The sequence below is a fragment of the Bradyrhizobium sp. 604_D8_N2_3 genome (assembly GCF_051810765.1).
In the GTDB taxonomy this organism is placed as follows: Bacteria; Pseudomonadota; Alphaproteobacteria; order Rhizobiales; family Xanthobacteraceae; genus Bradyrhizobium; species Bradyrhizobium barranii.
The window spans coordinates 7,863,385-7,888,478 of sequence record NZ_JBPWPM010000001.1 but is presented as its reverse complement, the minus strand read 5'-3'; the positions used below and the strand labels follow the sequence as shown (position 1 = coordinate 7,888,478).

Annotated in this window: 25 protein-coding genes; 11 read left to right on the top strand and 14 right to left on the bottom strand. The window is 64.7% G+C overall.

Features of this window, described 5'->3' with window-relative positions; translation table 11 throughout:
* Positions 1-320: 320 nt before the first annotated feature.
* The gene (locus tag AB7245_RS37865; protein ID WP_074119546.1) at positions 321-518 is read left to right on the top strand and encodes a DUF1858 domain-containing protein; all 198 of its coding nucleotides are present in this window, start codon (positions 321-323) and stop codon (positions 516-518) included.
* Between the two features lie 86 nt (positions 519-604).
* Here AB7245_RS37865 and AB7245_RS37860 read toward each other — a convergent pair whose 3' ends face one another.
* On the bottom strand, positions 605-1,315 hold the full coding sequence (locus tag AB7245_RS37860; protein ID WP_071909780.1) for a Crp/Fnr family transcriptional regulator: 711 nt from the start codon (positions 1,313-1,315) through the stop codon (positions 605-607).
* Between the two features lie 141 nt (positions 1,316-1,456).
* On the opposite strand from AB7245_RS37860, the gene AB7245_RS37855 reads away from it, so the two are divergent.
* Positions 1,457-2,668 (top strand): NnrS family protein, encoded by a 1,212-nt coding sequence (locus tag AB7245_RS37855; protein WP_085400780.1) that lies wholly within the window; start codon positions 1,457-1,459, stop codon positions 2,666-2,668.
* A gap of 2 nt (positions 2,669-2,670) precedes the next feature.
* Here the strand turns inward: AB7245_RS37855 and AB7245_RS37850 are convergent, their stop codons facing one another.
* On the bottom strand, positions 2,671-3,708 hold the full coding sequence (locus AB7245_RS37850; RefSeq protein WP_354078685.1) for an AraC family transcriptional regulator: 1,038 nt from the start codon (positions 3,706-3,708) through the stop codon (positions 2,671-2,673).
* A gap of 202 nt (positions 3,709-3,910) precedes the next feature.
* On the opposite strand from AB7245_RS37850, the gene AB7245_RS37845 reads away from it, so the two are divergent.
* Both AB7245_RS37845 and AB7245_RS37840 read left to right on the top strand, forming a co-directional pair.
* A complete protein-coding gene (locus AB7245_RS37845; RefSeq protein WP_063986095.1) occupies positions 3,911-4,531 on the top strand; it encodes a response regulator transcription factor in 621 nt (206 codons plus the stop codon).
* Positions 4,532-4,716: 185 nt separating this feature from the next.
* Positions 4,717-6,393, top strand: a complete 1,677-nt coding sequence (locus AB7245_RS37840) for a mucoidy inhibitor MuiA family protein (RefSeq protein WP_085400855.1) — start codon at positions 4,717-4,719, stop codon at positions 6,391-6,393.
* Positions 6,394-6,567: 174 nt separating this feature from the next.
* Here the strand turns inward: AB7245_RS37840 and AB7245_RS37835 are convergent, their stop codons facing one another.
* From AB7245_RS37835 to AB7245_RS37820, 4 genes are read right to left on the bottom strand one after another with little or no spacing between them, the layout of a single operon-like run.
* Positions 6,568-7,383 carry a heme ABC transporter ATP-binding protein gene (locus AB7245_RS37835; RefSeq protein WP_085398959.1) on the bottom strand — a complete coding sequence of 272 codons (816 nt, stop codon included), beginning with the start codon at positions 7,381-7,383 and terminating at the stop codon, positions 6,568-6,570.
* Positions 7,380-8,474: a FecCD family ABC transporter permease gene (locus AB7245_RS37830; protein ID WP_085398958.1), complete on the bottom strand. Its 1,095-nt coding sequence runs from the start codon at positions 8,472-8,474 to the stop codon at positions 7,380-7,382. The genes AB7245_RS37835 and AB7245_RS37830 overlap by 4 nt, the downstream gene beginning before the upstream one ends.
* Positions 8,471-9,421 carry a heme/hemin ABC transporter substrate-binding protein gene (locus AB7245_RS37825; protein WP_085398957.1) on the bottom strand — a complete coding sequence of 317 codons (951 nt, stop codon included), beginning with the start codon at positions 9,419-9,421 and terminating at the stop codon, positions 8,471-8,473. The genes AB7245_RS37830 and AB7245_RS37825 overlap by 4 nt, the downstream gene beginning before the upstream one ends.
* Positions 9,422-9,427: 6 nt before the next feature.
* Entirely contained in the window at positions 9,428-9,634 is a 207-nt protein-coding gene (locus AB7245_RS37820; protein WP_063981151.1) for a hemin uptake protein HemP, read from the bottom strand.
* Between the two features lie 249 nt (positions 9,635-9,883).
* Between AB7245_RS37820 and AB7245_RS37815 the strand changes: the two genes are divergently transcribed.
* From AB7245_RS37815 to AB7245_RS37790, 6 genes are all read left to right on the top strand, one after another.
* Complete coding sequence (locus AB7245_RS37815) at positions 9,884-12,280, top strand: TonB-dependent hemoglobin/transferrin/lactoferrin family receptor (RefSeq protein ID WP_085398956.1); 2,397 nt, start codon at positions 9,884-9,886, stop codon at positions 12,278-12,280.
* 136 nt (positions 12,281-12,416) lie between these two features.
* On the top strand, positions 12,417-12,752 hold the full coding sequence (locus tag AB7245_RS37810) for an antibiotic biosynthesis monooxygenase family protein (protein WP_028151060.1): 336 nt from the start codon (positions 12,417-12,419) through the stop codon (positions 12,750-12,752).
* 30 nt (positions 12,753-12,782) lie between these two features.
* Positions 12,783-13,298 (top strand): heme utilization cystosolic carrier protein HutX, encoded by a 516-nt coding sequence (gene hutX / locus AB7245_RS37805; RefSeq protein ID WP_085398955.1) that lies wholly within the window; start codon positions 12,783-12,785, stop codon positions 13,296-13,298.
* A 27-nt stretch (positions 13,299-13,325) separates the two neighbouring features.
* Positions 13,326-14,102, top strand: a complete 777-nt coding sequence (exbB, locus tag AB7245_RS37800) for a tonB-system energizer ExbB (RefSeq protein WP_439035543.1) — start codon at positions 13,326-13,328, stop codon at positions 14,100-14,102.
* A 3-nt stretch (positions 14,103-14,105) separates the two neighbouring features.
* Complete coding sequence (gene exbD, locus AB7245_RS37795) at positions 14,106-14,552, top strand: TonB system transport protein ExbD (RefSeq protein WP_063981157.1); 447 nt, start codon at positions 14,106-14,108, stop codon at positions 14,550-14,552.
* Entirely contained in the window at positions 14,552-15,379 is an 828-nt protein-coding gene (locus AB7245_RS37790; RefSeq protein ID WP_085398953.1) for a TonB family protein, read from the top strand. Before exbD ends, AB7245_RS37790 begins: the two co-directional genes overlap by 1 nt.
* Positions 15,380-15,556: 177 nt before the next feature.
* Here AB7245_RS37790 and AB7245_RS37785 read toward each other — a convergent pair whose 3' ends face one another.
* From AB7245_RS37785 to AB7245_RS37770, 4 genes are all read right to left on the bottom strand, one after another.
* Entirely contained in the window at positions 15,557-16,912 is a 1,356-nt protein-coding gene (locus AB7245_RS37785; RefSeq protein ID WP_085398952.1) for an esterase-like activity of phytase family protein, read from the bottom strand.
* A gap of 80 nt (positions 16,913-16,992) precedes the next feature.
* A complete protein-coding gene (locus tag AB7245_RS37780; RefSeq protein WP_085398951.1) occupies positions 16,993-17,451 on the bottom strand; it encodes a DUF6130 family protein in 459 nt (152 codons plus the stop codon).
* A gap of 19 nt (positions 17,452-17,470) precedes the next feature.
* Positions 17,471-18,478, bottom strand: a complete 1,008-nt coding sequence (locus AB7245_RS37775; RefSeq protein WP_354078679.1) for an alpha/beta fold hydrolase — start codon at positions 18,476-18,478, stop codon at positions 17,471-17,473.
* Between the two features lie 54 nt (positions 18,479-18,532).
* Positions 18,533-19,504, bottom strand: coding sequence for an MBL fold metallo-hydrolase (locus AB7245_RS37770; protein ID WP_085398949.1), 972 nt, complete (start codon positions 19,502-19,504; stop codon positions 18,533-18,535).
* 141 nt (positions 19,505-19,645) lie between these two features.
* Between AB7245_RS37770 and AB7245_RS37765 the strand changes: the two genes are divergently transcribed.
* Entirely contained in the window at positions 19,646-20,539 is an 894-nt protein-coding gene (locus AB7245_RS37765; RefSeq protein WP_085398962.1) for a LysR family transcriptional regulator, read from the top strand.
* Positions 20,540-20,545: 6 nt separating this feature from the next.
* Here AB7245_RS37765 and AB7245_RS37760 read toward each other — a convergent pair whose 3' ends face one another.
* From AB7245_RS37760 to AB7245_RS37745, 4 genes are all read right to left on the bottom strand, one after another.
* Positions 20,546-21,445 (bottom strand): carbohydrate ABC transporter permease, encoded by a 900-nt coding sequence (locus tag AB7245_RS37760; protein ID WP_085398948.1) that lies wholly within the window; start codon positions 21,443-21,445, stop codon positions 20,546-20,548.
* Positions 21,438-22,394, bottom strand: a complete 957-nt coding sequence (locus AB7245_RS37755; RefSeq protein WP_063981164.1) for a carbohydrate ABC transporter permease — start codon at positions 22,392-22,394, stop codon at positions 21,438-21,440. The genes AB7245_RS37760 and AB7245_RS37755 overlap by 8 nt, the downstream gene beginning before the upstream one ends.
* Before the next feature lie 168 nt (positions 22,395-22,562).
* Complete coding sequence (locus AB7245_RS37750) at positions 22,563-23,906, bottom strand: ABC transporter substrate-binding protein (protein WP_085398947.1); 1,344 nt, start codon at positions 23,904-23,906, stop codon at positions 22,563-22,565.
* 86 nt (positions 23,907-23,992) lie between these two features.
* On the bottom strand, positions 23,993-25,036 hold the full coding sequence (locus AB7245_RS37745) for a C-terminal binding protein (RefSeq protein WP_028151051.1): 1,044 nt from the start codon (positions 25,034-25,036) through the stop codon (positions 23,993-23,995).
* Positions 25,037-25,094: the final 58 nt, after the last annotated feature.

The window sequence follows — 25,094 nt, the reverse complement described above, 5'->3', positions numbered from 1 at the left end:
GGCAGGGAATTTTGCATATGAGCTTGGCGGGGTCTGAGCGAGCGCCTCGTCCTTCGAGACGACCGCTCCGCGGTCTCTTCAGGATAAGGCTGAGCAGCAGCTTTGCCTGTCGAAATAGCGGCCACGTACTCCGTCCTCATCCTGAGGGCCCGCCGGAGGCGGGCGTCTCGAAGGATGGCCGCAGGCGAGCTTCCCGCCACGTTTTCTCATATGCGATAGCCCTGCGGCTTGCGGGGAGAGGGAGAAGCAACCACCAGCTTGCGCTTCAACAAAGAAGCTCGGACCCACCCCGCTATCGTCACTTCGGAACGGAGTTGTCCATGCCCTTCCGATCCGACGATCTGGTCGATGACATCATGCGTACGGCGCCGCACACGATCCGCGTGTTCCTCGCCTTCAGGATGGCTTGCGTCGGCTGTCCGATCGCGACCTTCCATACCGTGGAAGACGCCTGCCGCGAGCATGGCATCGATCGCGACAAATTCCTCGCTGCGCTGTGCGAATGCGTGCCGGCGTGAGGCGGGTTGGAGTTCGCACGGGTCGCGTGCGGATTCCCGGGTGAGGGCGGGCTTGCGCCGTAAGCGGGAGCGCCCTCACCCCTATCTTACGCAGAATTGCCGTCCGCCGTACGCTCCGCCAGTACGACTATCTTGTGCGGATCGCGCAGGATGATGCGCTGGCGGCCACTCTCGACGAGGCCCTGGCTCTCCCAGCCGCTCAGGATGCGGCTGACGGTGTGCAGCGTGGTGCCGGTCATCTGCGCGATGTCCTGGCGGCTGATCGGGAAGTCGATCTCGATGCCGTGGTCGAGCTTCTTGCCGGACTGTTTTGCGAGCCGCAGCAGCGCATGCGCAACGCGCTGCTCGACCTGCTGGGTCGACATTTCGAGGATGCGGGTGTGGCTCTCCTGCAGCCGCGCGCCGACGGTTTGCAGCGTGTTGGCGGCAATCGCCGGAAACCGCTCGATCAGCCGCGGCCAGGCCGAATTCGGCCAGATCAGCACCACGCTGTCGTCGACCGCCATCGCGGTCGCCGGATAGTGCGCGGCTCCAATCGCCATCGCGAGCCCGAAGGTCTCGCCGGGGGCGACGTAGCGCACCACGATCTGCTCGCCGGTCGGGGTGGTCTTGGCCGCGCGGACGTGGCCGTGCAGCAGCAGGAAGAACGATTGCGCGTCGGCGCCCTGCTCGAAAATGGCGGTGTTCCTGGGGTACCGCGCCGAGCGGGCCTCGCGCAGGATTTCCTCGAGGTCGTCCGGCTTGACGCCTGAAAACAGCGGCAAATGCGCAACCAGCGATGTGTCGACCTTGGCCATTCTGCCTCCTTGGCATCAGGGAGTGTGATGGCACCTGTATTCGTCAGGCAGTTTGCGATAGCGCAAAACGGGCCGGCCGGACGGCAGTATTTTTCCAAATGACGATCCAAGTGACCGTCCGAATTCACAGGAGTTGCCCCCATGGCTGGCGCCCGATCCCGTAACTTTGAGGGCTGGCCGCTGTTTGCGAACAGCTTTCGGCCGTTTTTCCTGCTCGCCGCGATCCAGGCGGGGCTGTCGATCCTGGCGTGGCTGCCGATGTTCTACGGCGAATTGTCGGTCAGTTCCGCGTTTGCGCCGCGCGACTGGCACGTCCACGAAATGCTCTATGGCTTCCTGCCGGCGGTGATCACGGGATTCCTGTTCACGGCGATCCCGAACTGGACCGGGCGGCTGCCGATCCAGGGGACGTCGCTGGGCGCGCTGCTGGTCGTCTGGCTGGCCGGACGTTTTGCAGTGACCCTGTCCGCCGATATCGGTTGGGCGTTCGCGCTCGTCGTCGATGCCGCCTTCCTGGCATTGGTTGTTGCTGCGGCCACGCGCGAGATCATCGCGGGCGGCAATTGGCGCAATCTGCCGGTGGTGGTGCTCGTGCTGGTGCTGCTCGCCGGTAACGTCGCCTTCCATCTCGAAGCGCACTTCGAGGGCGCGGCCGATGTCAGCATCCGCGTCGGCATCGGCGTGGTCGTGCTGCTGATCTCGCTGATCGGCGGCCGCATCATCCCGAGCTTCACCCGCAACTGGCTGGTCAAGTTCAATCCCGGTCGCCTGCCGGTGCCGTTCGGGCGTTTTGACGGCGCGGTGATCGGATTGAGCGCGCTCGCGCTGATCGCATGGATCGTGGCGCCGCTGAACATGATCACCGGCGCGGTGATGGCGCTCGTCGGTGTGCTTCATTTGGTGCGGTTCGCGCGCTGGGCTGGCGATCGCACCACGCGCGAGCGGCTGCTGCTGATCCTCCATGTCGGTTATGTCTTCGTGCCGCTGGGCTTCCTGCTGCATGCCCTGGCTGTCTTCGGGGCGCTGCCGCCGAGCGCGGGAATTCACGCCTGGATGGCTGGCGCGGCCGGAACCATGACGCTTGCGGTGATGACGCGCGCGAGCCTCGGGCATACCGGACAGGCGTTGACGGCCTCGCCCGCGACGCAGGGGATTTACGCTGCGATCATCGTCGCGGCGCTGGCGCGGGTCGCTGCCGTGGTGTTGCCTGCGCATGGCGATATCCTGCTGCACATCGCCGCCTGCGGGTGGGTCGTCGCGTTCCTCGGCTTTGCGATTGCGTTCGGGCCGCTGCTCGCCGGCAGCCCCCGGCGCGCCCTTGCCATCATGGGCGTGCCCGCTCCGGCACGCTGAGCCTAGGCCGTGGACGCCGAGGGAACGCCGGGGCGTTTGGCCAGCGGCCGCACGCCCTTGCGCCATGCGGTGATGGTGCAGCCGAAGCGGCCACGGAACCAGCGCGCCATCGCGCTCTGCGCGGAGAAGCCGAGCTGGGTGGCGATGTCGGCCAGCGGCCGGCCGGGGTCGTCGATCAGCTGGGTCACGAGATCGGCGCGCTGCGCGTCGAGGATCGCCGAGAAGCTGGTGCCTGATGCGGCGAGGTGCCGATGGATGGTGCGGCGGGTGCAGGCGAGATGCTCCGCCACGCGCTCGACCGTGCAGTCGCCGCTTGCGAGCAGGATGCGTACCACCTCGTCGACCTTCTCCTCCCAGCTTGCCGGCCGCGTCTCGATCGCCTCGATCCGTTTGCGCAAATAGCTCGCGATCAGCGGATGCGCGCTCGGGATCCGCCGCTCCATGTCATGCGCCGACAACAGGATCGCATCGTCATCGGCATTGAAGGTAACGCGGCAACCGAAGAAATCGCGGTAGCGCTTGCGGTCGTGTGGCGGCGGATAATGCAGATGCACCTCGAGCGGCCGCCAATCGCTGCTGAACAGCGACTGGATGATGCGGTGGACGCTGCCGAGCGCCATGTCGATCGACTGGCGCGGCGCGGTCGGCTGCCGGCCGCGCAGATGCAGCGTGACCGTCACGGTCTGCTTGTCGCGCGTGACCTCAAGCTTCATGCCGTCGTGATGAACGTGGATGAAGCGCGAGAACGCTTCGATCGCCTCGCTGACGGTCGCCTGTTCGCGCACGATCAAACCGACCGCGCCGAAATTGGTGAGCCCGCCACGCTCGGCGAGCCGCAAGCCGAAATCTTCGGCACCCGATGCCTCTGCCGACAATTCGAGCAGCCGGCGCAGGCTGGTCACGGCAATGGGGGTATCGGGCTTGTCGAGCACGGCCAGCGGCAGCCTGACCTTGCGCATCATCTGTTTGGGGTCGAGTCCGACCGACCGGGCGACATCCGGGTAGTAGCTCAAGCCTGCGCTGCGCATGAGGTCGGTCATGCGACCCGTTCCTGTCAGCCATTCCCGCAGATGTCCCGAAATGTAAAGTTTCTGTCCCGATCCGTCAAATCCGGGAACAGGATGGAACATACATAAGGGAAACCGAAGCACGGGCGTGAATGCCGTGCGTGTGACGACGCGGCGCGACGAAGCCCCGCTGCCGTCTCGGGCCATTTGACCAAGACATTGCTGGATCGGGATGATGCCGGGAAACATGCTTTCCAAGGGTGAGGTATTCGTCATTGAAACTGACGCGGCCTCCCGCGAACAACTTTCAATGGCGCTTCAACAGAGCGCTTATGACGTAATCTGCTTTGCCGACGGCGCGTCGCTGCTCTCGGAAGCAAAGGCGCGGATGCCGGCCTGCGTGCTGCTGGAGATGCCGCCGGATCGTTCCGCCCTCGACGTGCTCAAGCGCCTGCGCGAGGAGAACTGCATGGCGCCGGTTCTGGTGACCTCGGCGAACGGCAGCATCGCCATGGCGGTCGACGCGATCAAGAGCGGCGCGGCCGACTTCATCGAGAAGCCGTTCCGCACCCGCGACATCGTCGACCGGATCGATGCTGCCATCGACGAGTTCGCGCAGCCGGGTTCAAACCGGCAACGCTGGCTGCCCGGCTGCGAGCCCCTGACCGGGCGCGAAGTCGATGTGCTCGAGCACCTTGCTGCCGGCCTGACCAACAAGGAGATCGCCCGGCGCATACATCTGAGTGCGCGGACGGTCGAAGGCTACCGCGCAGGCATCCTGAAGAAGGCCGGCGCCCGCAACGTGACCGATCTGCTCCGCCGCATCTTCGGCCAGGGTTCGCCCACCCCGGTTTAAGGACCTAGGTTTAACGGCTTCGCCGCGAGTCGACGACACGTTCCGCGGCCTTGGTGCGGCCGCGGCGGCGCCCCAAGGAAACCCCAATCGAACCAGTTCCTTCCCTGCCGCGTCCAACCATGTTGGCGAGGCATTCGATCGCACGCGTCCGGCTGGCGGCGCGGCGATACGGCAGGAGGGACTTTATGCGCATCACCGCAAGATGTTTGGCAACGACGAGCCTGGTTCTGGTGACCATGGCGGCCGCGTCGCCATCATGGGCCGCCGATGTGGACGCCACATCGGCCATCGACACCGTCACGGTCTATCCGGACGGCGCCACCGTCACCCGTATCATCGCGCTGGACCTCGCCTCCGGCGACAGCACGCTGGTCGCCAAGGACTTTCCGCTCTCGCTCGATCCGTCCTCCCTCCGTGTCGAGGGCGAGGCGGGCGCAAAACTGACCATCGGGACCATCGACGCGCGGCCGCCGCGCGCGGCACAACCCGCGAATCTGCCCGAGCTCGATAAGCGCATCGAGGCGTTGAAGGATCAGCGCGCCGATCTGCAAGGCGACATCGACGCGGCCAACGCCCGGCGCAAATTCGCGCAGCACTTTGCCGAGGCTTCTCCCGCCGGCCTTGGCGAGAAGGGGGAGGCTCGGCCGATCACCGAATGGCGCGCAGCCTTTACCGCGGTCGCCGAGGAGATCGCGACCGCCGACACAGCGATCCGCGACGCCACGCGAAAGCAGCGCGAGATCGATCGGCAGCTCGCGCAACTTGAAGCGGAGCGTTCGGCCAAGCCGCCGAGCAAGCTCGAGGTTCGCATCGATGTCGCTTCCGCCGCCGCGACGAAGGCGACGTTGCGGGTGACTTATGCAGTCCGCAATGCGCGCTGGCTGCCGCTGTATGACGCCCGGCTCGACACCGGTGCCAAGGACCGCAAGCCGCAGCTCGAGCTGGTTCGCCGCGCCGAGGTTACACAGTCGACCGGCGAAGACTGGTCGAATGTCAGCCTCGGCGTTTCCACCGTTCGCGTCAGCCGCGGCGGTAGCGCGCCGGAGCTGAATTCGCTGGTGGTGAGGTATCCGCAACTGCCGAAGCCGCTGGCATTGGGCGCGGCGTCGGACATGGCGATGCCCGCGCAGCCGATGACGCGGCAGGCGCAATCTCCGGCGATGGCGAAAGCGGCGGAGCCCGAACTGCGTGAGCGCGCGGACGAGCAGCAGGCCAACGCCGAGATCGGTGATTTCCAGGCCGTGTATCAGATCAGCGGCCGCGTCAGTCTTGGCGCCAATGAGGGCGCCAAGAGCCTGCTCATCTCCTCCATGACAGTGACGCCCGACCTCGCCATCCGCGCCGCCCCGGTCGCGGATCCCACCGCTTACCTCGAGGCGTCATTCAAGCTTGCCGAGGATACCAATCTGCTGCCCGGTAAGGTCGCGATCTTCCGCGACGGCACGTTCGTCGGTCGCAGCAAATTTTCGACCGCCGCGCGGAACGACGCGATCCGGCTCGGCTTCGGCGCCGACGACAAGATCAAGATCGAGCGCACCGTCATCAGGCAGAACGAAGGCACGGCCGGCGTGATCTCGTCCTCCAAGACCGACACGCGTTCGTTCCGCACCGTCGTCCGCAACGGGCACGACTTCCCGATCCGCATCGCGATCGAGGATCAGCTTCCGGTCAGCGAGAACGAGGATATTGGCGTCGAGATGCTGTCCTCGACCACGCCGCCCACGACCACCAATCTGCGCGACAAGCGCGGCGTGCTGGAATGGGCGTTCGACGCAAAACCCGGCGAGATCAAGGAGATCAAGTTCGCCTGGCGCGTCCGCTGGCCCAAGGACAAGGGCATGGTGATCGTGCCGGCGGGTTAGGAGCCTGAGGCGTGACGCCCTCTTACCTCGCCCCGCTTGCGGGGAGAGGTCGGATTGCATCGAAGATGCAATCCGGGTGAGGGGGACTCTCCGCGAATTCAACTTTCACCGTCCCCGCGGAGACTCCCCCTCACCCCAACCCTCTCCCCGCAAGCGGGGCGAGGGAGCGCAGCTTCACCGCGGAGGCAGTTCGGCTCGCGCCGCCGGCCGCATCGATTGCGGCAGCACGTAGGGCACGCCGTCGTCGGCCTGATGGACGACGGCGTCGATCTCGAAGATGTCGCGGATGGTCTCCCGTGTAACGACATCGGCACGCGGGCCGTCGGCGGCGAGCCTGCCGCCGTTCAGGACGATCAGCCGGTCGGCGAAGCGGATCGCGAGGTTGAGGTCGTGCAGGATCGCGATGACAGCCGTGCCGCCTGCGGCGCGGCGGCGCGCGGCTTCGACGAGGTCGATCTGGTGACGCAGATCGAGGCTCGATGTCGGCTCGTCCAGCAACAGGAGCCCCGGACCGTGTTCCGATTCGCCGCAGGCGAGCTGCACCAGAACGCGGGCGAAATGGGTGCGCTGCTGCTCGCCGCCCGATAGCGTCGGCAATTGCCGTGCGCGGAAATGTGCGAGGCCAACCTCGTCCAGCGCGGCGTCGACGAGCGACACGGCATCGCGCAGGCTGCGGTCGCCCGCACCCATCAGCACGATCTCCTCGACCGTGAACGGGAAGGTGACGTTGATGTGCTGGGACAGCATCGCGCGGCGCGCGGCAAGCTCGCGCGGCGTATAACTGCTGATGTCGCGCTGCTTCAGGTGCACCTCGCCCTCGCTCGGGCGGAGATCGCCGGAGAGCAGCCGCAGCAGCGTCGACTTGCCGGCGCCGTTCGGGCCGATGATCGCGACCATCTCGCCGGCTTCAACCGACAGGCCGACGCCATCGAGCAGCGTGGCGCGGCCGGCGCGCTTGCTGAGAGATCGCGCCTCGATCACGGCGCTCATAGCGAGGCGAGCCCGCGCTGGCGCAGCAGGATGCCGAGGAAGACAGGCGCGCCGACCGCGGCGGTCAAGATGCCGATCGGCATCTCCGCGGGCGCCACGATCGTGCGCGCCAGCGTGTCGGCGCCGACCATCAGGATCGCGCCGAGCAGCACCGAGGCCGGCAGCAGCAGGCGATGCGCAGGTCCAATAACGAGACGGAGCAGATGCGGTACGACGATGCCGACGAAGCCGATGACGCCGCTGATCGACACCGCGACCCCGGTCATGGCGGAGACCATGACGATCGAGATCCGCTTGAGGCGCTCGACGTCGACGCCGCCGTGAAACGCGTCGGCCTCGCCGAGCACCAGCAGGTCGAGGCCGCGCGCAATATACGCGCAGGCGCCGAGCCCGATGATGAGGATCGGCGCGAGCACGGCGGCCTTGGTCCAGGTCGCGCCGCTCATCGACCCCAGCAGCCAGAATGTAATGTCGCGAAGCTGGCGGTCGTCGGCGATGAACACCAGAAGCCCGATGCCGGCATTAGTGATGGCGGTGATGGCGACGCCGGCGAGCAGGAAGATCGCGATCGAGGTCCGCCCCGCGCGGCTGGAGATGCCGTAAAGGATCGCGGTCGTGGCCAGCGAGCCCGCGAAGGCCGCGAGCGGCAACAGCTCGGTTTGAAGGAAACGCAGCGTCTCGCCGAAGCGCGAGTCCGTGAACACGATCGCGCTTGCCGCCGCGAGCGCGCCGCCGCTGGAGACGCCGACCAGCGCGGGATCGGCGAGCGGGTTACGAAACAGTCCTTGCATGATGGCGCCGGCCGCGGCGAGCAGGCCGCCGACCATCGCGGTCGCCGCGATCCGGGGAATCCGGATCGACCACAGCACGAGCTGGTCGCGCGCCGTCATGGCATCGGCGGCGGAGTTGCCGGCAAGGCCGAGCGCAGCGGGCAGGCGGGAGAGGGGAATGCCGGCTGCGCCCACGGTCAGCGCGACGATGGCGGTGGCCGCGAGGATCACCAGGAGCAGGGGAATGGCAACCGACGTAAATCGCCGTCCTGCGCCCGCGCGCCGCGGGCTCCGCGAGTCCGTCCCGATCGCCACGCTCATTGCCGGCAGTTCGCCGCCGACAGAGCCGACGTGAAGGCGCCGCCGTTAGCCAATGCCGGATAGAGTTTGACGGAGAGATCGCGGGCCGCCGCGGCCGTGCGCGGGCCGAAGCCGAGCAGATAGAGCCCGTCCATCGTGATGAAGCTCTTGTTGGCCGCGACCGGCGTCAGGGCGAAGCCGGGATGGGCGTAGACCGCGTCGGCCTGCAGTGAATCCTTGCCGCGCTCGATCGACAGCACGACGTCGGGTTTTGCCGCGACGATCGCCTCGTCGCCGATGTTCTTGTAGCCGTCGTAATCCTCGACCGCGTTGGTGGCGCCTGCAAGCTGGATGATCTCGTCGGCGGCGGTCTTGTGACCGGCGACCATCGCCCGTCCGTTCAGGAGCGACATCACGAACATCACGCGGACCGGCTTCGTGACCTTGGCACGCAGTGCGCGCAGCTGCGCAAGATCCGTAGCCACTGCGGTGCTCAGGCATTCGGCGCGCGCATCGACGCCCATGGCATGGCCGACCAGCTTGATCTTCTCGATCAGGCCTTCCTCCGAGAAGGTCTCGGGCACCAGCACCAGCGGCACCTTCGCCGTCTCCAGGAGGTCCATGGTCTCGCGCGGGCCCGATCCCTGGATCGCCAGGATCAGGGTCGGGTTGAGGCCCAGCACGCCCTCGGCCGAAATCTGGCGCATGTAGCCGACATTGGGTTTGTCGTGCAGCGCCGCCGCCGGATAGAGGCTCGTGGTGTCGACGCCGACCAGGCGGCTCTCCAGCCCGAGCGCATAGAGGATCTCGGTGATGGCGCCGCCGATCGAGACCGTGCGGGCGAAGTCGGCAACGGCGACATCGCGATTGCGCGCATCATGCACCGTGATACCGGCGGCGTGCGCGGTCGAGGCGAGCGCGATGGTGCCGGTGAACATGAGGTTTGCGAGGGTGCGACAAAATGTCATTGCAGGTTACTTCGTCAGGATCAGCTTGTTCTGCGAGGTCAGGCGAAGGCGATAGGCGTCCTCGCCATGCGCGATGATGATCTCGCGCTCCGCCGCAAACAGCTCGCGGCTGTCGATCCGGCTCCCGCGTATGGTCAAACTTCTCGTTGTTGCAGAAGGGCTTTGTGTCGGCCCTGCCGCATCGCCGCTATTGTCTCCGGACGTTGCTGACATGGTAGGTGTGATGCGCTTTCGAGATTTCAGATGCGTCTTGTTTGTATAAGCGGCATCAGGCGCATTCCAACGGCGGCAATTTACAATCGATATAAACTGCAACCCGATGACATTGACCGTCAGGGTGTTGCCACGTAACCAAATGGAACAATGCGGGCCGGGGGGCCTGCACCAGAGAATAGCCAGCCAGTCGCTCGCCGCGCGAGCGCACGCCAGCCAAACAAGACATATCATGATTGGGTTGGGTGTATGGCTGACGGGGCTAGGTATTCGCGCGCGCTGATTTTGGGCGCGTCGGTGGTTTCAATTGCGGCGGTGTCGCCGGTGAGCAGCTTTGCGCAGACCGCAGATCAAACCGCGCAATCATCCAAGCCGGCGAAGCCCAAGCAGGCCAAGCGCAATCCGGCCAAGCCGCAAGCTGTTCAGCCGCAGCAGGCCAGCACCAGCGTGTGGGATGCGCGCGCGCAGGCGATCGTCGGCGTCCAGGCGCTCGACACCATCACGGCCGCGGCGTCCAAGACCGAAGAGCGCGCGGTCGATGCGCTCGCACCGGTCAGCGTCGTGACGTCGTCGCAGATCCAAAGTCGCCAGGCCAGCACGGTCGGCGATCTCATCTATAATGTGCCGGGCGTATGGGTTCAGAACCGCGGTGACGAGCCGTCGACCTCGATCAATATCCGCGGCCTGCAGGATTTCGGCCGGGTCGCCGTCGTCGTCGACGGCGCGCGGCAGAACTATCAGCGCACGGGCCATTTCGCCAACGGCTCGTTCTTTCTCAACCCCGAGCTGATCAGCGGCATCGACATCGTTCGTGGTCCGACCGCCAACATCTACGGCTCAGGTGCGATCGGCGGCGTGGCGTCGTTCCGCACCAAGGATATCGAGGACGTCGTGCGTGCCGGCGAGCGCTGGGGCGTCGACGTCAAGACCATCCTTGGCAGCAATTACGGACGCGCGCTCGGTTCGGCCTTCGGCGGTGTTCACGTCAATCCGAATGTGGACGTGTTCGCGGGCGGCACCTATTCGACGCAGGAGAGCTACAAAGACGGCACTGGCTTCGAGGTCGCCAATACCGGCAACCGGCTCACCAGCGGTATCGCCAAGCTGACGGTGCGCCCGGCCGACGGGCACGAGATCAAGCTCGGCACCATCTTCCAGGAGGACATCTACAGCGTGGGTCAGCCGCCACGCCGTGCCGGCGATCCCAACTCGACCAATGCGAACGGCGCCAACAACCTGAGCGGCACGTCGATCTACAGGTCCGACGTCAAGAACTACACCACGACGCTCGGCTGGAAATATTCGCAGCCGGATGACCAGTGGTTCGACTGGGATGCGAAGGTCTACTGGAATCGCACCGAGAACGACCAGGTCAAGACCGCGCATACCAGCACGACGCCGTCGGTCTTCTGCGGCGGCGTGCCCGGCAATGCCGTGTCCGGCTGTATCGGCAGCAACCGCGGATATCTGCTCGATACGGTCGGCGTCGACGTGTACAACACCACGCGCTTCGATACCGGCAGCTGGCGTCACGCGGTGACCTACGGACTGGACGCGTTCCAGGACAAGGTGTCGACGCAGGACAGGACCGGCACGTCGGAAGTGACGACGCCTGGCGGTCAGCGCACGGTGTCCGGCGGTTTTGTGCAGTGGAAGGCCAATTACACCTCCATGCTCGAGGTGATCGGCGCGCTTCGTTACGACAATTATCAGCTCTCCTCGGCATCCTCGTCGTCCGGCGGCGACCGTTTGTCGCCGAAGATCACCGTAGGGCTCGTTCCCACGGCGGTCGTGACGCCCTATGTCAGCTACGCCGAAGGTTATCGCGCGCCGTCGATCACGGAAACGCTGGTCAGCGGTCCGCATTCGGGCGCGACGGTCAACGACTCGTTCTTCCGCTGTCCGTCGGGCACGCCGGGTCCGGGCGCGGATTCGACCTTCTGCTTCGTCCCGAATCCGAATCTGCGGCCCGAGGTCGGCAAGAACAAGGAGATCGGCTTCAACATCAAGAAGAACGATCTGTTCACGGCGGGCGATACGCTGCGCGGCAAGATCAACGTGTTCCGCAACGACATCTCCGACTTCATCGATCAGGTCGCCTATGGAAATCCGCTGGTGGTCCCCACCGGCCCGCCGCCGGCGCCCTCCATCACCGTGCTTCCGTTCCTGCAATATCAGAACGTCGCGTCCGCCCGCATCCAGGGTCTCGAGGCCGAGGCGATGTACGACGCGAACACCTGGTTCTTCGGCCTCTCCGGCAGTTACCAGAACGGCAAAAACCTTCAGACGGGATTTGGCCTGTACAGCGTTCCGCCGCAGAAGGTCACGACGACCGCCGGCGTGCGGTTGCTGGACCGGACCCTGATCCTCTCGGTGATGTGGACGTCGGTGATCGCGAACACCGACATTCCGCCGACCTATACGCCGGCGACGTCGTACGATCTCGTCAACCTCTACGCCCAGTATCAGCCGCGGCCCGATCTCACGCTGAACTTCTCGGTCGAAAATCTTCTCAACCAGTACTACCGGCCTTACGCCATTCCGGTCGGCAGCACGGGCGATACGCAAAACGACGTGAAATGGGCGAGCGCCGGCCCCGGGCTCGTGGTCAAGGGAGGCCTGAAGTACCACTTCGGCGGCATCTAAGGAGTACGCCGACGACAGCAAACGGGACGCCGTATTGACCGCCAGAGCCACGCTGATGTCCCAGCGTGGCTTCGGCACGTTCTGAAACATCCGCTCGGCATTCGCCGATCAACAAGACTGACAGGAGAAAAATCTTATGTTCATCGCCATGAATCGTTTCCAGGTGAAGCTCGGCTCGGAAGCTGCTTTCGAGACCGTCTGGCGCACCCGCGAATCCTATCTCGGCAGCATGGCCGGCTTCGTCGAATTCCACCTGCTCAAGGGGCCGCTGCTTGAGGACCACACGCTGTATTCCTCGCACACGGTCTGGGTCGACAAGGCGGCGTTCGAGGCCTGGACGCGGTCGGACGAATTCCGTCGCGCTCACGCGCGCGCCGACAACAAGACCGGCGAAAGCCTCTATCTCGGCCATCCCAAGTTCGAAGGGTTCGAGGTCATCATGACCGAGCGCAAGACGAACGCGGCCGCCTAGATCGCGGCGGATCACGAAAGGGAGCCGGACATGCTGAGCACCGATCTCGCCGATCTCAAGGCGTATATGGCTGACAATCCCGGCGCGGTGATCGAGGACGTTGCGCGCGAGCGCAAGGTCACTCCGCGCGCGGTGATCGAGGCGCTGCCGTCGTCCATGGTGCGCGTTGGTGGCGGCGAGCATTTCGCCGCCGCCATGCAGGACATCGCGGCGTGGGGCGAGGTCACGCTCATCGTGCACACGGATGACGCGATCTTCGAGTTCACGGGCGCGGTCCCGGCGGGCGAGGTCGGCCGCGGCTATTTCAACCTGATGCAGCCGAAGGGATTGCACGGCCACCTCCGCCACGAGCGCTGCGCGGCCTTGGCCTTCGTCGAGCGTCCCTTCATGGGCAAGACCTCGGCTTTCGTCGCCTTCGTCAATGCCGACGGCGGCATCATGTTCAAGGTCTTTGTCGGTCGCGACGAGACCCGGGCGCTGCGGGCGGATCAGCTCGTGCGGTTCCGTCAGCTGGCGGACCGGATCGCGGCGCAGGGCGTGGCATAATTTCCTTCTGCCGATCGGGAGATCAGGATGCAGAGCAATTTCGGGCTTCGGCATGTGATCCTAACAATTGGGCTGGTGCTCGCGCCGGCCCCGGCCTTCGCGATCGACGAAGCGCTGTTGCCGCGCAATCTGTCGCCCTGGGGCATGTTCCTCGGTGCCGACATCATCGTGAAGGTGGTGATGGTCGGGCTCGCCGTCGCTTCGCTGGTGACGTGGACGGTGTGGCTCGCCAAGACCATCGAGCTGCGCCGCAAGAGCGCGCTCGCCGTGCAGCGGACGCGCGCGCTCGAGGGCAGGATGAAGCTGGCGGAGGCGGCGGAGCGGACCGGCGACGCGCATGATGCGGTCGCCCAGCTCATCCAGTCCTGCGCGAAGGAGGCGGAGCTCTCCGGCGGCATTGTCGATGACGGCCTCCAGGAGCGCGTGGCGCTGCGGCTGGAACGGGTCGAGGCGGCGATGTCCAGGCAGATCGCGCGCGGCACCGGCGTGCTCGCGACCATCGGCGCCACCGCGCCGTTCGTCGGGCTGTTCGGCACGGTCTGGGGCATCATGAATTCCTTCATCGGCATCTCCGAGAGCCACACCACGAGCCTTGCAGTGGTCGCGCCCGGCATCGCCGAGGCGCTGCTTGCGACAGCGCTCGGACTCGTCGCGGCTATTCCGGCGGTGGTGATTTACAACCATCTCGTCCGCGGCATCGCCAATTACCGCGTGCTGCTCGGCGACGCCTCGGCGCAGCTCATGCTGTTGGTCAGCCGGCAGCGCGACAACAGAGAGTTCCGCCTGGCGCGGGCGGCGGAGTAGGCCATGGCCGCGAAACTCGGCGCACGCGGGGGATCGCCGCTGAGGCGCGGCGACCCCGGCGATCTCGACGTCACCCATGAGATTAACGTCACGCCGTTCATCGACGTGATGCTGGTGCTGCTGATCATCTTCATGGTGGCGGCCCCGCTTGCCACCGTCGACATCGGCGTCGAGCTGCCGGCCACCGCCGCCGAGCCCGCGCCGCGGCCGGACAAGCCCACCTTCGTGACGGTGAAGCCGGATCTCACGGTGGCCGTCGGCGAGGAGACAATGGCGCGCGAAGGCCTCGTCACGGCGCTCGATGCCGCCACCAAGGGCCGCAAGGACGAGCGCATCTATCTGCGCGCAGACAAGGCTGTCTCTTATGGCGACCTGATGGAAGTGATGAACACCTTGCGCAATGGCGGCTATCTCAAGGTCGCCCTGGTCGGCCTTGACGGACGCAGCTGATGTCGGCGAGCGCTTTTGCCCTGCATGAACCGCTCGGCGAGCGCGAAACCGCGCGCTGGGGTGCATCGGGCGCGGTGATCGTGGCGTTGCATGTCATCGCTGCGGTGATCGCGATGAATTGGGTGCGGTCGCAACCGGAGCAGGGCGTCACCCTGCCTGCGATCATGATCGACATGGCGCCGATCACGTCGGCGCCCGAGGCGACGCCGGACGACGTCGTGCCGGGGCCGGTGATGAAGGAGGCCGATGCCTCACCGCCGGAGCCGATGCAGCGGCAGGCGGTCGAGGAGACCATCGCGCCGACACCGCCGCAGGAGAAGCCCGACGTGGTGGCGCCGCCGGAGCAGAAGCTCGAGCCGACACCGGCCAAGCCGGAGCCCGCGAAAATCGTGCCGCAGGAAAAGCCGGCGCCCGAAAAGCCGAAAGTAGTTCGTCCGGAGGCAAAGAAGCCGTCAGAGGCGCCCCCCGCGCCTCGCACCAGTGCGCCACCGCGCGCCGAGCGGGAGGCACCTGCAGCGTCCGCCATGAGCGCGGGCGCGGTCGCATCGCTGGTTGCGAGTTACAATCAGCGCGTCCGTGCGCATCTGATGCGCCTTCACTCCTATCCGTCCGGCGGCAACGGTCAGCGCGGGCTGGTCCGGGTGAGTTTCACGATCGGCCGTAACGGCCAGGTCACGTCCAGCCGCATCGCTTCGTCCGGCGTTGCCGCGTTCGATGCCAAGGCCACGTCGATGATCCACCAGGCCTCGCCGTTCCCGCCGATCCCGGCGGAGATCAAGAACAGCTCGATGAGCTTTACTGTTCCGGTGGACTTTATCGTGCGGTAGCCCGCTCTTTCTACCTCGCCCCGCGTGCGGGGAGAGGTCGGAATGCGCGCTGAAAGCGCGGATTCCGGGTGAGGGGGACTCTCCGCGAGTCGCACTCCCACCGCCTTCGTGGATGGAGCCCCTCACCCCAGCCCTCTCCCCGTAAGAACGGGAAGAGGGAGAGGAGAGAGCGTCGGCTTACTTCGCCTTCAGGAAATCCGAGACTTCGAGCAGCATGAACTCGTCGTCGTCGGCCTTGTTGGGATCGCGGCTGGACGAGAACGGCAGGTTGTTGTCGTTGCCGACGATGATGTGGGTCTCGTCGACGCGATCGACGTTCTCGATGGTGAAGAACGGGAGGGTGTAGACGCCGTCATTGAGCGGCTTGCGCGCCTTCTTGTCGGGGTCCTGGATCTTCATGAGGTCGATATAGCCGATCTTGCGCACGGGCTTGCCGACATTGGCGTCGGTCAGCTCGATCTTGTAGACGCGCTTGAACTTGGCGATGTCGGGGAAGCAGTTCTCGCCGCGGGTGCCTTGCGGGCAGGCCTTGTCGGCGGTGCCTTCGCCGTTGTCGCGCTCGATGATGAGGCCGGAGGCCTGATCGATCATGTTGAAGTCGCCGATGGCGTTGCCGTTCTGCTCGAACACATACTGCCAGTAGCGGCCGGTGAACTTTTCGGCGGCGACGTCGAATTCGAGGATGCGGGAGGCTTCCTTGCCGTCGACCTTCTCCCAGTCCTTCTTGTCGGCGTCCCACAGCGGGCCCTCGAGCAGGCCGTAGAGGAACTTGCCGTCCTTGGACGACGCAAAGCCCTCATAGCCCTTGGAGCGGCGGAGGTTGACGTTGGTGTAGGTCGCGCCCGGCGCGCCCGGCGTCGCCACGGCCCAGTTGTCCGGCGAGCGCACCGGCTTGCCGTCGGCAACCGTCTCGAACACGCCGAGGATCTTGCCTGATTTGTCGGCCTTCAGGATATAGGGGCCGAACTCGTCGCCGATCCAGAAGGTGTCGCCGATGATCTGGAAACCCTCGGTGTCGAAATCGGAGCCGGTGAGATAACGCTTCTGGGTGTCCTCATGCACGATGCGGAACGGCACCTTCTTGTCGGGATCGTGCAGGAAGATGGTTTCCTGGCGCTCGATCTTGCCGCTGGCCCAATCCATCTTGTAGCGGTTCAGGTACAGCATCGAATCCGGCGAGTTGGCGCGCGCGCCCATGCCGTTGTCGGTGATGACCCAGTAGCTGCCGTCGGACATGTGCTTGATGCCGGAATGGCCCTGCAGCGGCTGGCCCTTGAAGGGCAGCGAGACGCCGGTCGCCCGCTCATAGGACTTGCCCATCACGGTGCCGAGCGCGTCGACGCGCTTGCCGGTGGTGTACTTGCCCGAGGTCTTGAGATCGGCAGGGGCGTCAGCCGGCGCGTCGATGAACGTTGCGGCCGGCATCACCACGTGGCCGGCGAGCTTCGCCGGGAATTCACCCTCGTTCTGTGCAAGCGCGGTGCTCGCGGTGAGAATGATCGTTGCGACGGTGCTGAGAAAAGTCGCGCGCATGTGCGTCTCCTGTTAGTGGACGACGCCTTATGCGGATCGCATGTTGCAGTTTTGTGAAAGCGGGCCAAACGCCGCAGCAGCTATTGTTTCGGCGGTGCCGGAGAGCGCGCCGGAATCTCGAAGCTGATGGTCTTGCTGTCGATCACGCGGTGCGTGGGATCGGCCAACTCGAACAGTACCTTGTGCGGGCCCGGAGGCAGTCCGACCACGATCACGGTCTCGCCACTGGCATCGACAAAATGCCAGGGCGCATCATCGACCGTGATGTGGACGTGACCGATGCGCGGCGACACGTCGAGCGCGCCCTTGCCGAACACCGGCACGATCCGGAGATTTTCCGTGGTGTACTGGATGAAGACGAGGCCCTGCGCCAGTTGTTCGGCCAGCGGTGGATCGACTATCAGGCGGGCGGGCGCCTGCTTGTCGATGGCAACTAGCGGAGAGGGCCCGCGCACGTCGCGGGCGCTTTGGGCGACGGCGGCTGCCGCAAACATTGTGGAGACCGCCAGAGCGGCCACGACGTGGAGGGCCGCGTTCATGTTCGTTCCTTCCAGGTTATCAGGCGATCTTGCGGGCGAGGAAGTCGCGGATCAGCGGAACCATCTCGTCGAACCTGTCCTCGAGCGCGAAATGACCGGTGTTGATCAGGTGAAACTCCACTTGCGGCAGGTCGCGCTTGTAGGGATGGGCGCCGTCGGCCGGGAAGATGAAATCGTTCTTGCCCCAGACGATCAGCGTCGGCGGCTTGTGCTTGCGGAAGTAGGCTTGCACCGCGGGATACAGCGGCAGATTGGTCCGGTAATCGTAGAACAGGTCCATCTGGATATCGCTGTTGCCGGGCCGGTCGAGCAGCGCCTGATCTTGTACCCAATTGTCGGGTGAAATCCGACTCACGTCCGACATGCCGTCGGTGTACTGGAATTTCGTCGTTTCCAGCGTGACCAGCTTCATCAATGCCTGTCGGCTGGTATCGGACCCGTCGGCCCAGTATTGCTTGATCGGATTCCAGAACTCCTTCAGCCCTTCGTCATAGGCGTTGCCGTTCTGCACGATCAGGCCGCTGACGCGCTCGGGATGCTTGAGCGCCAGCCGCCAGCCGACCGGGGCGCCGTAATCCATGACGTACATCGCATAGCGGGTGACACCGAGCTGGCCGAGCAGGCCGTCAACGAGTTCGCCGAAGCGATCGAAGGTGTATTTGAACGATGTGCGCGGTGGCATGTCGCTCTGGCCGTAGCCGGGGTAGTCGGGAGCGATCACGTGATAGCGGTCCGCCAGAGCCGGGATCAGGTTGCGAAACATGTGCGAGGAGGTCGGAAAGCCGTGGAGCAGTAGCACCACCGGTGCATCCTTGGGCCCCGCTTCGCGGTAGAAGATCTTGATCCCGTCGACGGATTTGGTTCGATGGTAGACGACCGGATAAGAACCGGTGGTGCCGCGGCTGTCGCGCTGCGGTTTCGCCGATGCATCCGGTGAAGCAGTGGCAACGGCCAATCCGGACAATCCAACGACCAGGCAACGACGATCGATACGGGTTTGTGGCGGCATGACCTCTGCACTTTTCATGTCGATCTCCCTGTCCAGAATCGGTGGCTTTGCGGACGTCAGTCGTCCGCGGCTTCAAACGCCTTGGTAGACAAGCCGGGTGAAGAAGCCGGGGTCGATCACGAACTGCCCCCATATCGCATCGAAGGCCGCGGTCGGTTTGGCGGCCACGGCTTCGTCCCGCGTTCGTCCCTGGCTCTTGAGACGGGCGACGTTGTCGCGGATCGTCACCAGCATGTCGCGAAACGCCTGGAGTTCGGCTCTGTTGCCAACCGGCTTGCCGTGACCGGAGATCACGATCGTATCCTGTCCGGTCGCTGCGAGATTGGCTTCGGAAGCCGCGATCATCCCGTTGATGCTGCCGCCGGTCGAGTAATCGATGAACGGATAGATGCCGTTCCAGAAGGTATCGCCGACATGAACGACGTTGGCTTCTGCAAAGGTGACGGAGATGTCGCTGTCGGTATGCGCGGGCCCGTAATATTTCAGGCCGATCGAGGTTCCGTTGAGTCTGAGCTCATAGGAGCTGGAAAATACGTCGCTGGGGATGCCGCCTGGTCCCAGCGGAAGGAAATTGTAGTCCCAGTCCTCTACGCGCTGAACTTCGAGGAGGTACTTTCGCGTGTTCTCCTGCGCGATGATCCTGGCGCCAGCGGAATGGAGCCATTCGTTGCCATCGGCGTGATCGAAATGCCAGTGGGTGTTGACGAGATGGGTGACGGGATCGGCGCCGAGATCGGCCATCGCTTTGGTGAGCTGGGGACGCGAGACGCGGATGCCGGCATCGACTAAAACCTTGCCGTCGGGACCGGTCAGGACCGCGACATTTCCGCCGGAGCCTTCGAGCACGGCTATGTTGCCTCGGAGTTTGTGCGTGGTGATCGGCGATGTCGCCGCACTGTCCTTGATCAGGCTGACAAGGCCTCGCGCTTCAGCGTAGGCCTGCCGCGGCGAAAGCCAACCGTTAGTAGCGGCAATCGCCGCACCGCTCAGGCAGCAGAGACAGAAATTGCGGCGCGACAGCAGGGCTCTGGTCTCTAACTCCATAGCGTCCTCGATTGACGGCCGGGCGACGGCATTCAAAACGCACGGCGGCTTTGCGCATATCCACCGCGTAGCCGATTGTCGCTGTGGGGAGCAGACGGTATGCTTGAGAAGCACCTTCTCAAGATATGGAAAGCGTATCCGATGGACCGGTTGGAGGCAATGTCGGTGATCGTCGCGGTCACTGAGACAGGAAGCTTTTCAGCCGCTTCGCGGCGCCTCAACACGCCGGTCGCGACAGTCAGCCGCACGGTCGCCGAGCTGGAGGCGCGGTTGAAGGCCCAACTATTTCAGCGATCCTCGCGCCAGATGAAGCTGACCGATGTCGGACGATCCTACATCGAAGCCTGCAAGCGCATTATCGGGCAGGTAGACGACGCGGAGCGCGAGGTCTCCGGCGAGTACAGGATTCCGAAAGGAGATCTCGCGGTCACGTCGCCCTGGGGGCTCGGACACATGCACCTGTTGCCGATCGCGCTCGAATTCATGGATGCCTTTCCAGACATCGCGCTGCGGCTCGTCCTGACCGACCGCATTGTCAACACGGCCGAGGAGAATATCGACATTTCGGTTCGCATCGGCAACCTCCCGGACAGCAACCTGATCGCGACCCGAGTCGGCTCGGTCCGGTTCGTGCTCTGTGCGAGTCCCGGTTATGTTGCCAAGCACGGCCAACCGAAGGTGCCTGCCGATCTGGCTGCTCATGACTGTATCAGTATCGACAGCCTCGCGGCTCAGCGGAACTGGAAGTTCGTCATCGACGGCCGCGAAGTAGCGGTGCCGATCCGGTCGAGATTGACTTTGAGCGACTCCGAGGCTGCGGTCGAAGCCGCGATCGCGGGTGCCGGCATCACTCGCGTCATGTCGTACAAGATGGAAGCCGCACGGCGCGCAGGAAAGCTCGTTTTGATGCTGGAGCCATTCGAACAGGCGCCATGGCCGGTGCATATCGTCTATGCGGAGCGCAAGCCCGAGCCGCTCAAGCTCCGATCTTTTCTCGACTGGGCCACGCCGCGCCTTAAGGAGCGGCTTGCTTAGCTCGTGTTACTCCTTCACCGCGCCGGTCAGCGAGGACACGTAGTAATCGACGAACAGCGAATAGAAGATCGCAACCGGCAGCGAGCCGAGCAGCGAGCCGGCCATCAGCGCGCCCCACTGGTAGACGTCGCCGGTGACGAGCTCGGTCAGGATCGCGACCGGCACGGTCTTGTTGGCGCCGCTCTGGATGAAGGCGAGCGCGTAGATGAACTCGTTCCAGGACAGCGTGAAGGAGAAGATGCCGGCCGAGATCAGCCCGGGCACCGCCAGCGGCAGCGTGATCCGACGCAGGATCTGGAGGCGCGTCGCGCCGTCGACCAGCGCGCATTCCTCGAGCTCGTAGGGAATCGACTTGAAATAGCCGATCAGGAGCCAGGTGCAGAACGGCACCAGGAAGGTCGGATAGACCAGGATCAGCGCCATCGGTGAGTCGAACAGGCCGAACTGCACCACGACGGTGGCGAGCGGAATGAACAGGATCGACGGTGGCACGAGATAGGCGAGATAAATGCCGAGGCCGACATAGGGACTGCCGCGGAAGCGCAGCCGCTCGATGGCGTAGGCGGCGAGCGTGCTCGCGATCAGCGACAGCGTGGTCGAGCCGATCGCAACGATCATCGTTGTCCACAGCCAGCGCGGATAGGCGGTGTCGAACAGCAGGTGCTTGACGTGCGCCAGCGTCGGCGAGGTGATCCAGAACGGGTTGTGATCCTTGAAGTTCATCAGCTCGGCGTTCGGCTTGAACGACGTGATCGCCATCCAGTAGAACGGAAACAGCAGGATCAGCACGAAGCAGCCGAGCGGCAGGTAGATCATCATCAGCCGCCGCAGCCCGGAATCCCAGGCCATGGTATCGGGCGCCGCCTTCGCGTCGGCCACGGCAGTTTGGGCGACGGTATCAGTCATTGCTCTCTCCCTGCTGCCACTTGCGGCGCGCCAGGCCGAAATATGAGAACAGCGTCGCGAACACCAGGAACGGGATCATCGACACCGCGATCGCGGCACCTTCGCCGAGCTCGCCGCCGGCAATGCCGCGCTGGAACGCGAGCGTCGCCAGCAAATGGGTCGAGTTCACCGGGCCGCCGCGGGTGATGGCGTAGACGAGCTGGAAGTCCGTGAAGGTGAAGATGATCGAGAAGGTCATGACGATGGCGAGGATCGGCATCATCATCGGGAAGGTGATGTAGCGGAAGCGCTGCCAGGCGCTGGCGCCGTCGAGCATCGCGGCCTCGTAGAGCGAGGGCGAAATGGTCTGCAGGCCCGCGAGCAGCGAGATCGCGACGAAGGGAATGCCGCGCCAGATATTCGCCGCGATTAGCGAGAAGCGCGCCGGCCAGGGCGCGCCGAGGAAGTCGATGTTGGTGGTGCGCCAATGCAGCACGTCGACCAGCAAATAGGAGATGATCGAGAATTGCGGATCGTAGATCCACCAGAACGCCAGCGCCGAGAGCACCGTCGGCACGATCCAGGGCAGCAGCACGATGGCGCGGAGCAGGCTCTTGAACGGAAAATGGTTGTTGAGCAGCAGCGCGAGCCAGAAGCCGAGCGCGAACTTTCCGAAGGTCGCGACCGCCGTATAGAACACGCTGTAGAACACCGCGCCCCACCAGAGGGGATCGGTGAGCAGATACTGGAAATTCTCAAGGCCCACGAAGACGCCACGTCGGCCGATCGTGGTGTCGGTGAAGGCGAGCCAGATGCCGAGACCGAGCGGGTAGGTGAGGAAGACGGCGAGCAGCCCGATCGCAGGCGCGAGGCACATCACGATCAGGAACGGCTTGTAGTCGAACAGCCGCACCAGCCAGGATTGCTGCCGGTGCGCCAGTACGGGGGAGGAGAGGGTGGTCACGGACATCGGGTCGTTGTCCTGTTCTAGGCTGTTACCACACCGTCATTGCGAGCGAAGCGACTTGTCCGCCGTAGCCTTGGCGAAGGCGGAAGCAATCCAGTCTGCCTCCGCAGTTGCAGTCTGGATTGCTTCGTCGCGTCGGTCCTCGCAATGACGGCCGCGTTGTCGTCGGCGCTACCTCTGCCTGCGGAAGTACCGCTTGCAGCGCTGTTCCGCTTCCGCAGCCGCGGCTTCGGGCGTCGCCGCACCGGTCGCGACCGAGGCGAACATCTGCACCGTCACATAGTCCGCACGCACCGCACCTGTGGCGGTCGAAATCGGACCCTTGTAGCCGGCGTAATACGTGCTGTTCATGGTGTCCCTGAAGATCGCGACCTTGGGATCGCCCTTCCACACCGCCGCATCGGCGTAAGCCGCAAGCGGTTGCGACCAGTAACCGCTGTTGGCGTTGAGCCACGGCTCGTACTGGTCCTTCTCCAGCATGAACTGCAGGAAGGCCTTCGCCGCGTTCGGATACTGGCTGTGCTTGAACACCATGGCGTTCAGCGTCAGTCCCGACATCGGTGAGATCGGTGCAAGGCCCTTCGGCAGCAGCTGATGTTCGGAATCCTCGGCGATCGCCGCGGTCGCCGGATCGTTCTTCAGGGAGAAATACAGCGAGACGCCGTTCGCCGTCAGCCCGATTTCCTGCGAGGAATAGGCGCGATTGTTGCTGACGTCGTTCCAGGACGGCGTACCGGCGATGAAGGTCGGGTAGAGCTCCTTCACGAAATTCAGCGCCGCGATGGTCTCCTTGCTGTTGATGGTGACATTGCCTTCCTCATCCAGCAGCGAGGCATTGTGCGACCACATCATCCAGTCCGCAAAGCCGTTGCCGTCGCCGACGGCATTGCCCAGCGCAAAGCCAGCGGGCTTGCCGGCCTTCTGCAGCTTCTTGCAGAGGTCCAGGAGCCCGGCATGATCGTCCGGCGCCTTGTCGAACCCGACGGATTTGAGGATGGACTTGCGATAGATCAGGGGACCGGCGGTGGCCCCGAACGGCAGCCCGATCCAGGTATCGCTCTTGGCCTTTTTGCCGTAGGCCTTCGCAAGGTTCTGCCAGCCGCCATACTTCTTGCCGAGATAGTCGGCGACGTCGGTCAGCTCGATCAGCTTGTCAACATAGATGTGCGGCGCGTCGGAGAAGCCGATGATGATGTCGGGGCCGGCGCCGGAATTCGAGGTCACCGCGGTCTGCTGGTTGATGTCTTCCCAGCCGACGAAGTCGACCTTGACCTCGACCCCGGTTTCCTTGGTGAATTTGGCTGCGTTGGCGCGGAATACGTCTTCGTCGGCCTGGACGAAGCGCACCGGCCGCAGCATGCGCAAGGACGCGCCCTTCTCGATCGGCAATTTTGGGGCGGGGACGTCCGCGGCCTTGATCGCGGATTGGGCGTGCGCTGCAACACCGGTTGCCGCGAGCGCCGTAGCAGATAGGCCCAGCACCAAGGCATCACGACGCGTGATGTCGTTCCTCATCAGTTCCTCCCTATGATGTCTCCCTTCCCGGCGTTGATCGCCGGTGAAGGGCCGTTCCGATTCCCGGCGCGCTTGGCGCCGGCCGCCTAGCTGTTCGGTCCGCGATCCATGCTGACGGGTTGCCAGCGGCGAAGCGCGGTGTTCTGCAGCACCGACGGATTGACGCAGCTTACCGGCCACATGCCCTGAAGCACCAGTGACAATTCGTAGCCCACCCGGCGCTTGCGCGCCTCGTCGAACCGTGCCGAGGCCGAGGCGACATGGGCGGTCAGCGTCACGTTCTCCATGCTGAGGATGGGATTGTTGTGCGACGGCGGCTCCTTCTCCAGCACGTCGAGGGCGGCATGCGCAATCCAGCCCTCCTGGAGCGCCTTGATCAGGCTTTCCTCGTCAACGGTGGCGCCGCGGCCGGTATTGATGAAGACCGAGCCTTTCTTCATCTGCCGGAAGTGCTTCTCGGTGAGCATGTGATGCACCTCGGGCCTTGCCGGGGCGTGCATCGAGACGAAGTCCGATTGCGACAGCACCTCGTTCAGCGTCGCCGGGATCACGCCATGGTCGTACATCAGCGTTTCCTGGATGAAGGGATCGTAGGCCATCATGCGCAGGCCGAACGGGGCGGCGCGCTTCGCAACTGCACGCGCGACGCGGCCGAACGAGATGAAGCCGAGCGTCTGGCCCATCAGCCGTGGGATCTTCAACAGCGCTGGCCGGCCTTCGGCCCAGCGCCCGTCGCGCACCATCCTGTCCTGCTCGACCAGGCGGCGGAAGCCGGCGAGCAGCAGCATCATGGCGTGGTCGGCGACCTCCTCGATGAAGGTGTCGGGAATGTTGGTGACGGGAATGCCGCGGGCGGTCGCGGCCTTCACGTCGACGCTGTCGACGCCGACCGAGCCGAGCGTGATCACCTTGCAGCTATCAAGTGCGTCGATGATCGACTTGGTGATGGGGATGCCCTTGGCGTAGATGGCATCGGCGTTTTTCGCGGCGGCGATGAACTCGGCCTCATTGGCGGGGGCTTCGACGATCTCGGCATCGATCGGATCGAGCGCCTCGCGCTCGAAGGAATAGTCGCTGCCTGCGACCGTGAAGCTCGCGCCCTTCGGCGTCACCACCCTGTATTTCGGCATTTCCTGCTCCCGATTTGGTCTGTCGGTTCTTGTTGTGACCCGCACCTTGTGGGCGGGC

Bases quoted from the DNA above. Each gene is read 5' to 3' on its own strand.
- AB7245_RS37830 (WP_085398958.1), bottom strand. From the start codon at position 8,474: ATGAGCGTGGCGATCGGGACGGACTCGCGGAGCCCGCGGCGCGCGGGC.
- AB7245_RS37760 (WP_085398948.1), bottom strand. From the start codon at position 21,445: ATGACTGATACCGTCGCCCAAACTGCCGTGGCCGACGCGAAGGCGGCG.
- AB7245_RS37845 (WP_063986095.1), top strand. From the start codon at position 3,911: ATGCCGGGAAACATGCTTTCCAAGGGTGAGGTATTCGTCATTGAAACT.
- AB7245_RS37780 (WP_085398951.1), bottom strand. From the start codon at position 17,451: ATGAACGCGGCCCTCCACGTCGTGGCCGCTCTGGCGGTCTCCACAATG.
- AB7245_RS37745 (WP_028151051.1), bottom strand. From the start codon at position 25,036: ATGCCGAAATACAGGGTGGTGACGCCGAAGGGCGCGAGCTTCACGGTC.
- AB7245_RS37850 (WP_354078685.1), bottom strand. From the start codon at position 3,708: ATGACCGACCTCATGCGCAGCGCAGGCTTGAGCTACTACCCGGATGTC.
- AB7245_RS37765 (WP_085398962.1), top strand. From the start codon at position 19,646: ATGGACCGGTTGGAGGCAATGTCGGTGATCGTCGCGGTCACTGAGACA.
- AB7245_RS37815 (WP_085398956.1), top strand. From the start codon at position 9,884: ATGGCTGACGGGGCTAGGTATTCGCGCGCGCTGATTTTGGGCGCGTCG.
- AB7245_RS37775 (WP_354078679.1), bottom strand. From the start codon at position 18,478: ATGAAAAGTGCAGAGGTCATGCCGCCACAAACCCGTATCGATCGTCGT.
- AB7245_RS37790 (WP_085398953.1), top strand. From the start codon at position 14,552: ATGTCGGCGAGCGCTTTTGCCCTGCATGAACCGCTCGGCGAGCGCGAA.
- AB7245_RS37750 (WP_085398947.1), bottom strand. From the start codon at position 23,906: ATGAGGAACGACATCACGCGTCGTGATGCCTTGGTGCTGGGCCTATCT.
- AB7245_RS37825 (WP_085398957.1), bottom strand. From the start codon at position 9,421: ATGACATTTTGTCGCACCCTCGCAAACCTCATGTTCACCGGCACCATC.
- AB7245_RS37770 (WP_085398949.1), bottom strand. From the start codon at position 19,504: ATGGAGTTAGAGACCAGAGCCCTGCTGTCGCGCCGCAATTTCTGTCTC.
- AB7245_RS37855 (WP_085400780.1), top strand. From the start codon at position 1,457: ATGGCTGGCGCCCGATCCCGTAACTTTGAGGGCTGGCCGCTGTTTGCG.
- AB7245_RS37820 (WP_063981151.1), bottom strand. From the start codon at position 9,634: ATGTCAGCAACGTCCGGAGACAATAGCGGCGATGCGGCAGGGCCGACA.
- AB7245_RS37840 (WP_085400855.1), top strand. From the start codon at position 4,717: ATGCGCATCACCGCAAGATGTTTGGCAACGACGAGCCTGGTTCTGGTG.
- AB7245_RS37755 (WP_063981164.1), bottom strand. From the start codon at position 22,394: ATGTCCGTGACCACCCTCTCCTCCCCCGTACTGGCGCACCGGCAGCAA.
- exbB (WP_439035543.1), top strand. From the start codon at position 13,326: ATGCAGAGCAATTTCGGGCTTCGGCATGTGATCCTAACAATTGGGCTG.
- AB7245_RS37835 (WP_085398959.1), bottom strand. From the start codon at position 7,383: ATGAGCGCCGTGATCGAGGCGCGATCTCTCAGCAAGCGCGCCGGCCGC.
- exbD (WP_063981157.1), top strand. From the start codon at position 14,106: ATGGCCGCGAAACTCGGCGCACGCGGGGGATCGCCGCTGAGGCGCGGC.
- AB7245_RS37810 (WP_028151060.1), top strand. From the start codon at position 12,417: ATGTTCATCGCCATGAATCGTTTCCAGGTGAAGCTCGGCTCGGAAGCT.
- hutX (WP_085398955.1), top strand. From the start codon at position 12,783: ATGCTGAGCACCGATCTCGCCGATCTCAAGGCGTATATGGCTGACAAT.
- AB7245_RS37860 (WP_071909780.1), bottom strand. From the start codon at position 1,315: ATGGCCAAGGTCGACACATCGCTGGTTGCGCATTTGCCGCTGTTTTCA.
- AB7245_RS37865 (WP_074119546.1), top strand. From the start codon at position 321: ATGCCCTTCCGATCCGACGATCTGGTCGATGACATCATGCGTACGGCG.
- AB7245_RS37785 (WP_085398952.1), bottom strand. From the start codon at position 16,912: ATGCGCGCGACTTTTCTCAGCACCGTCGCAACGATCATTCTCACCGCG.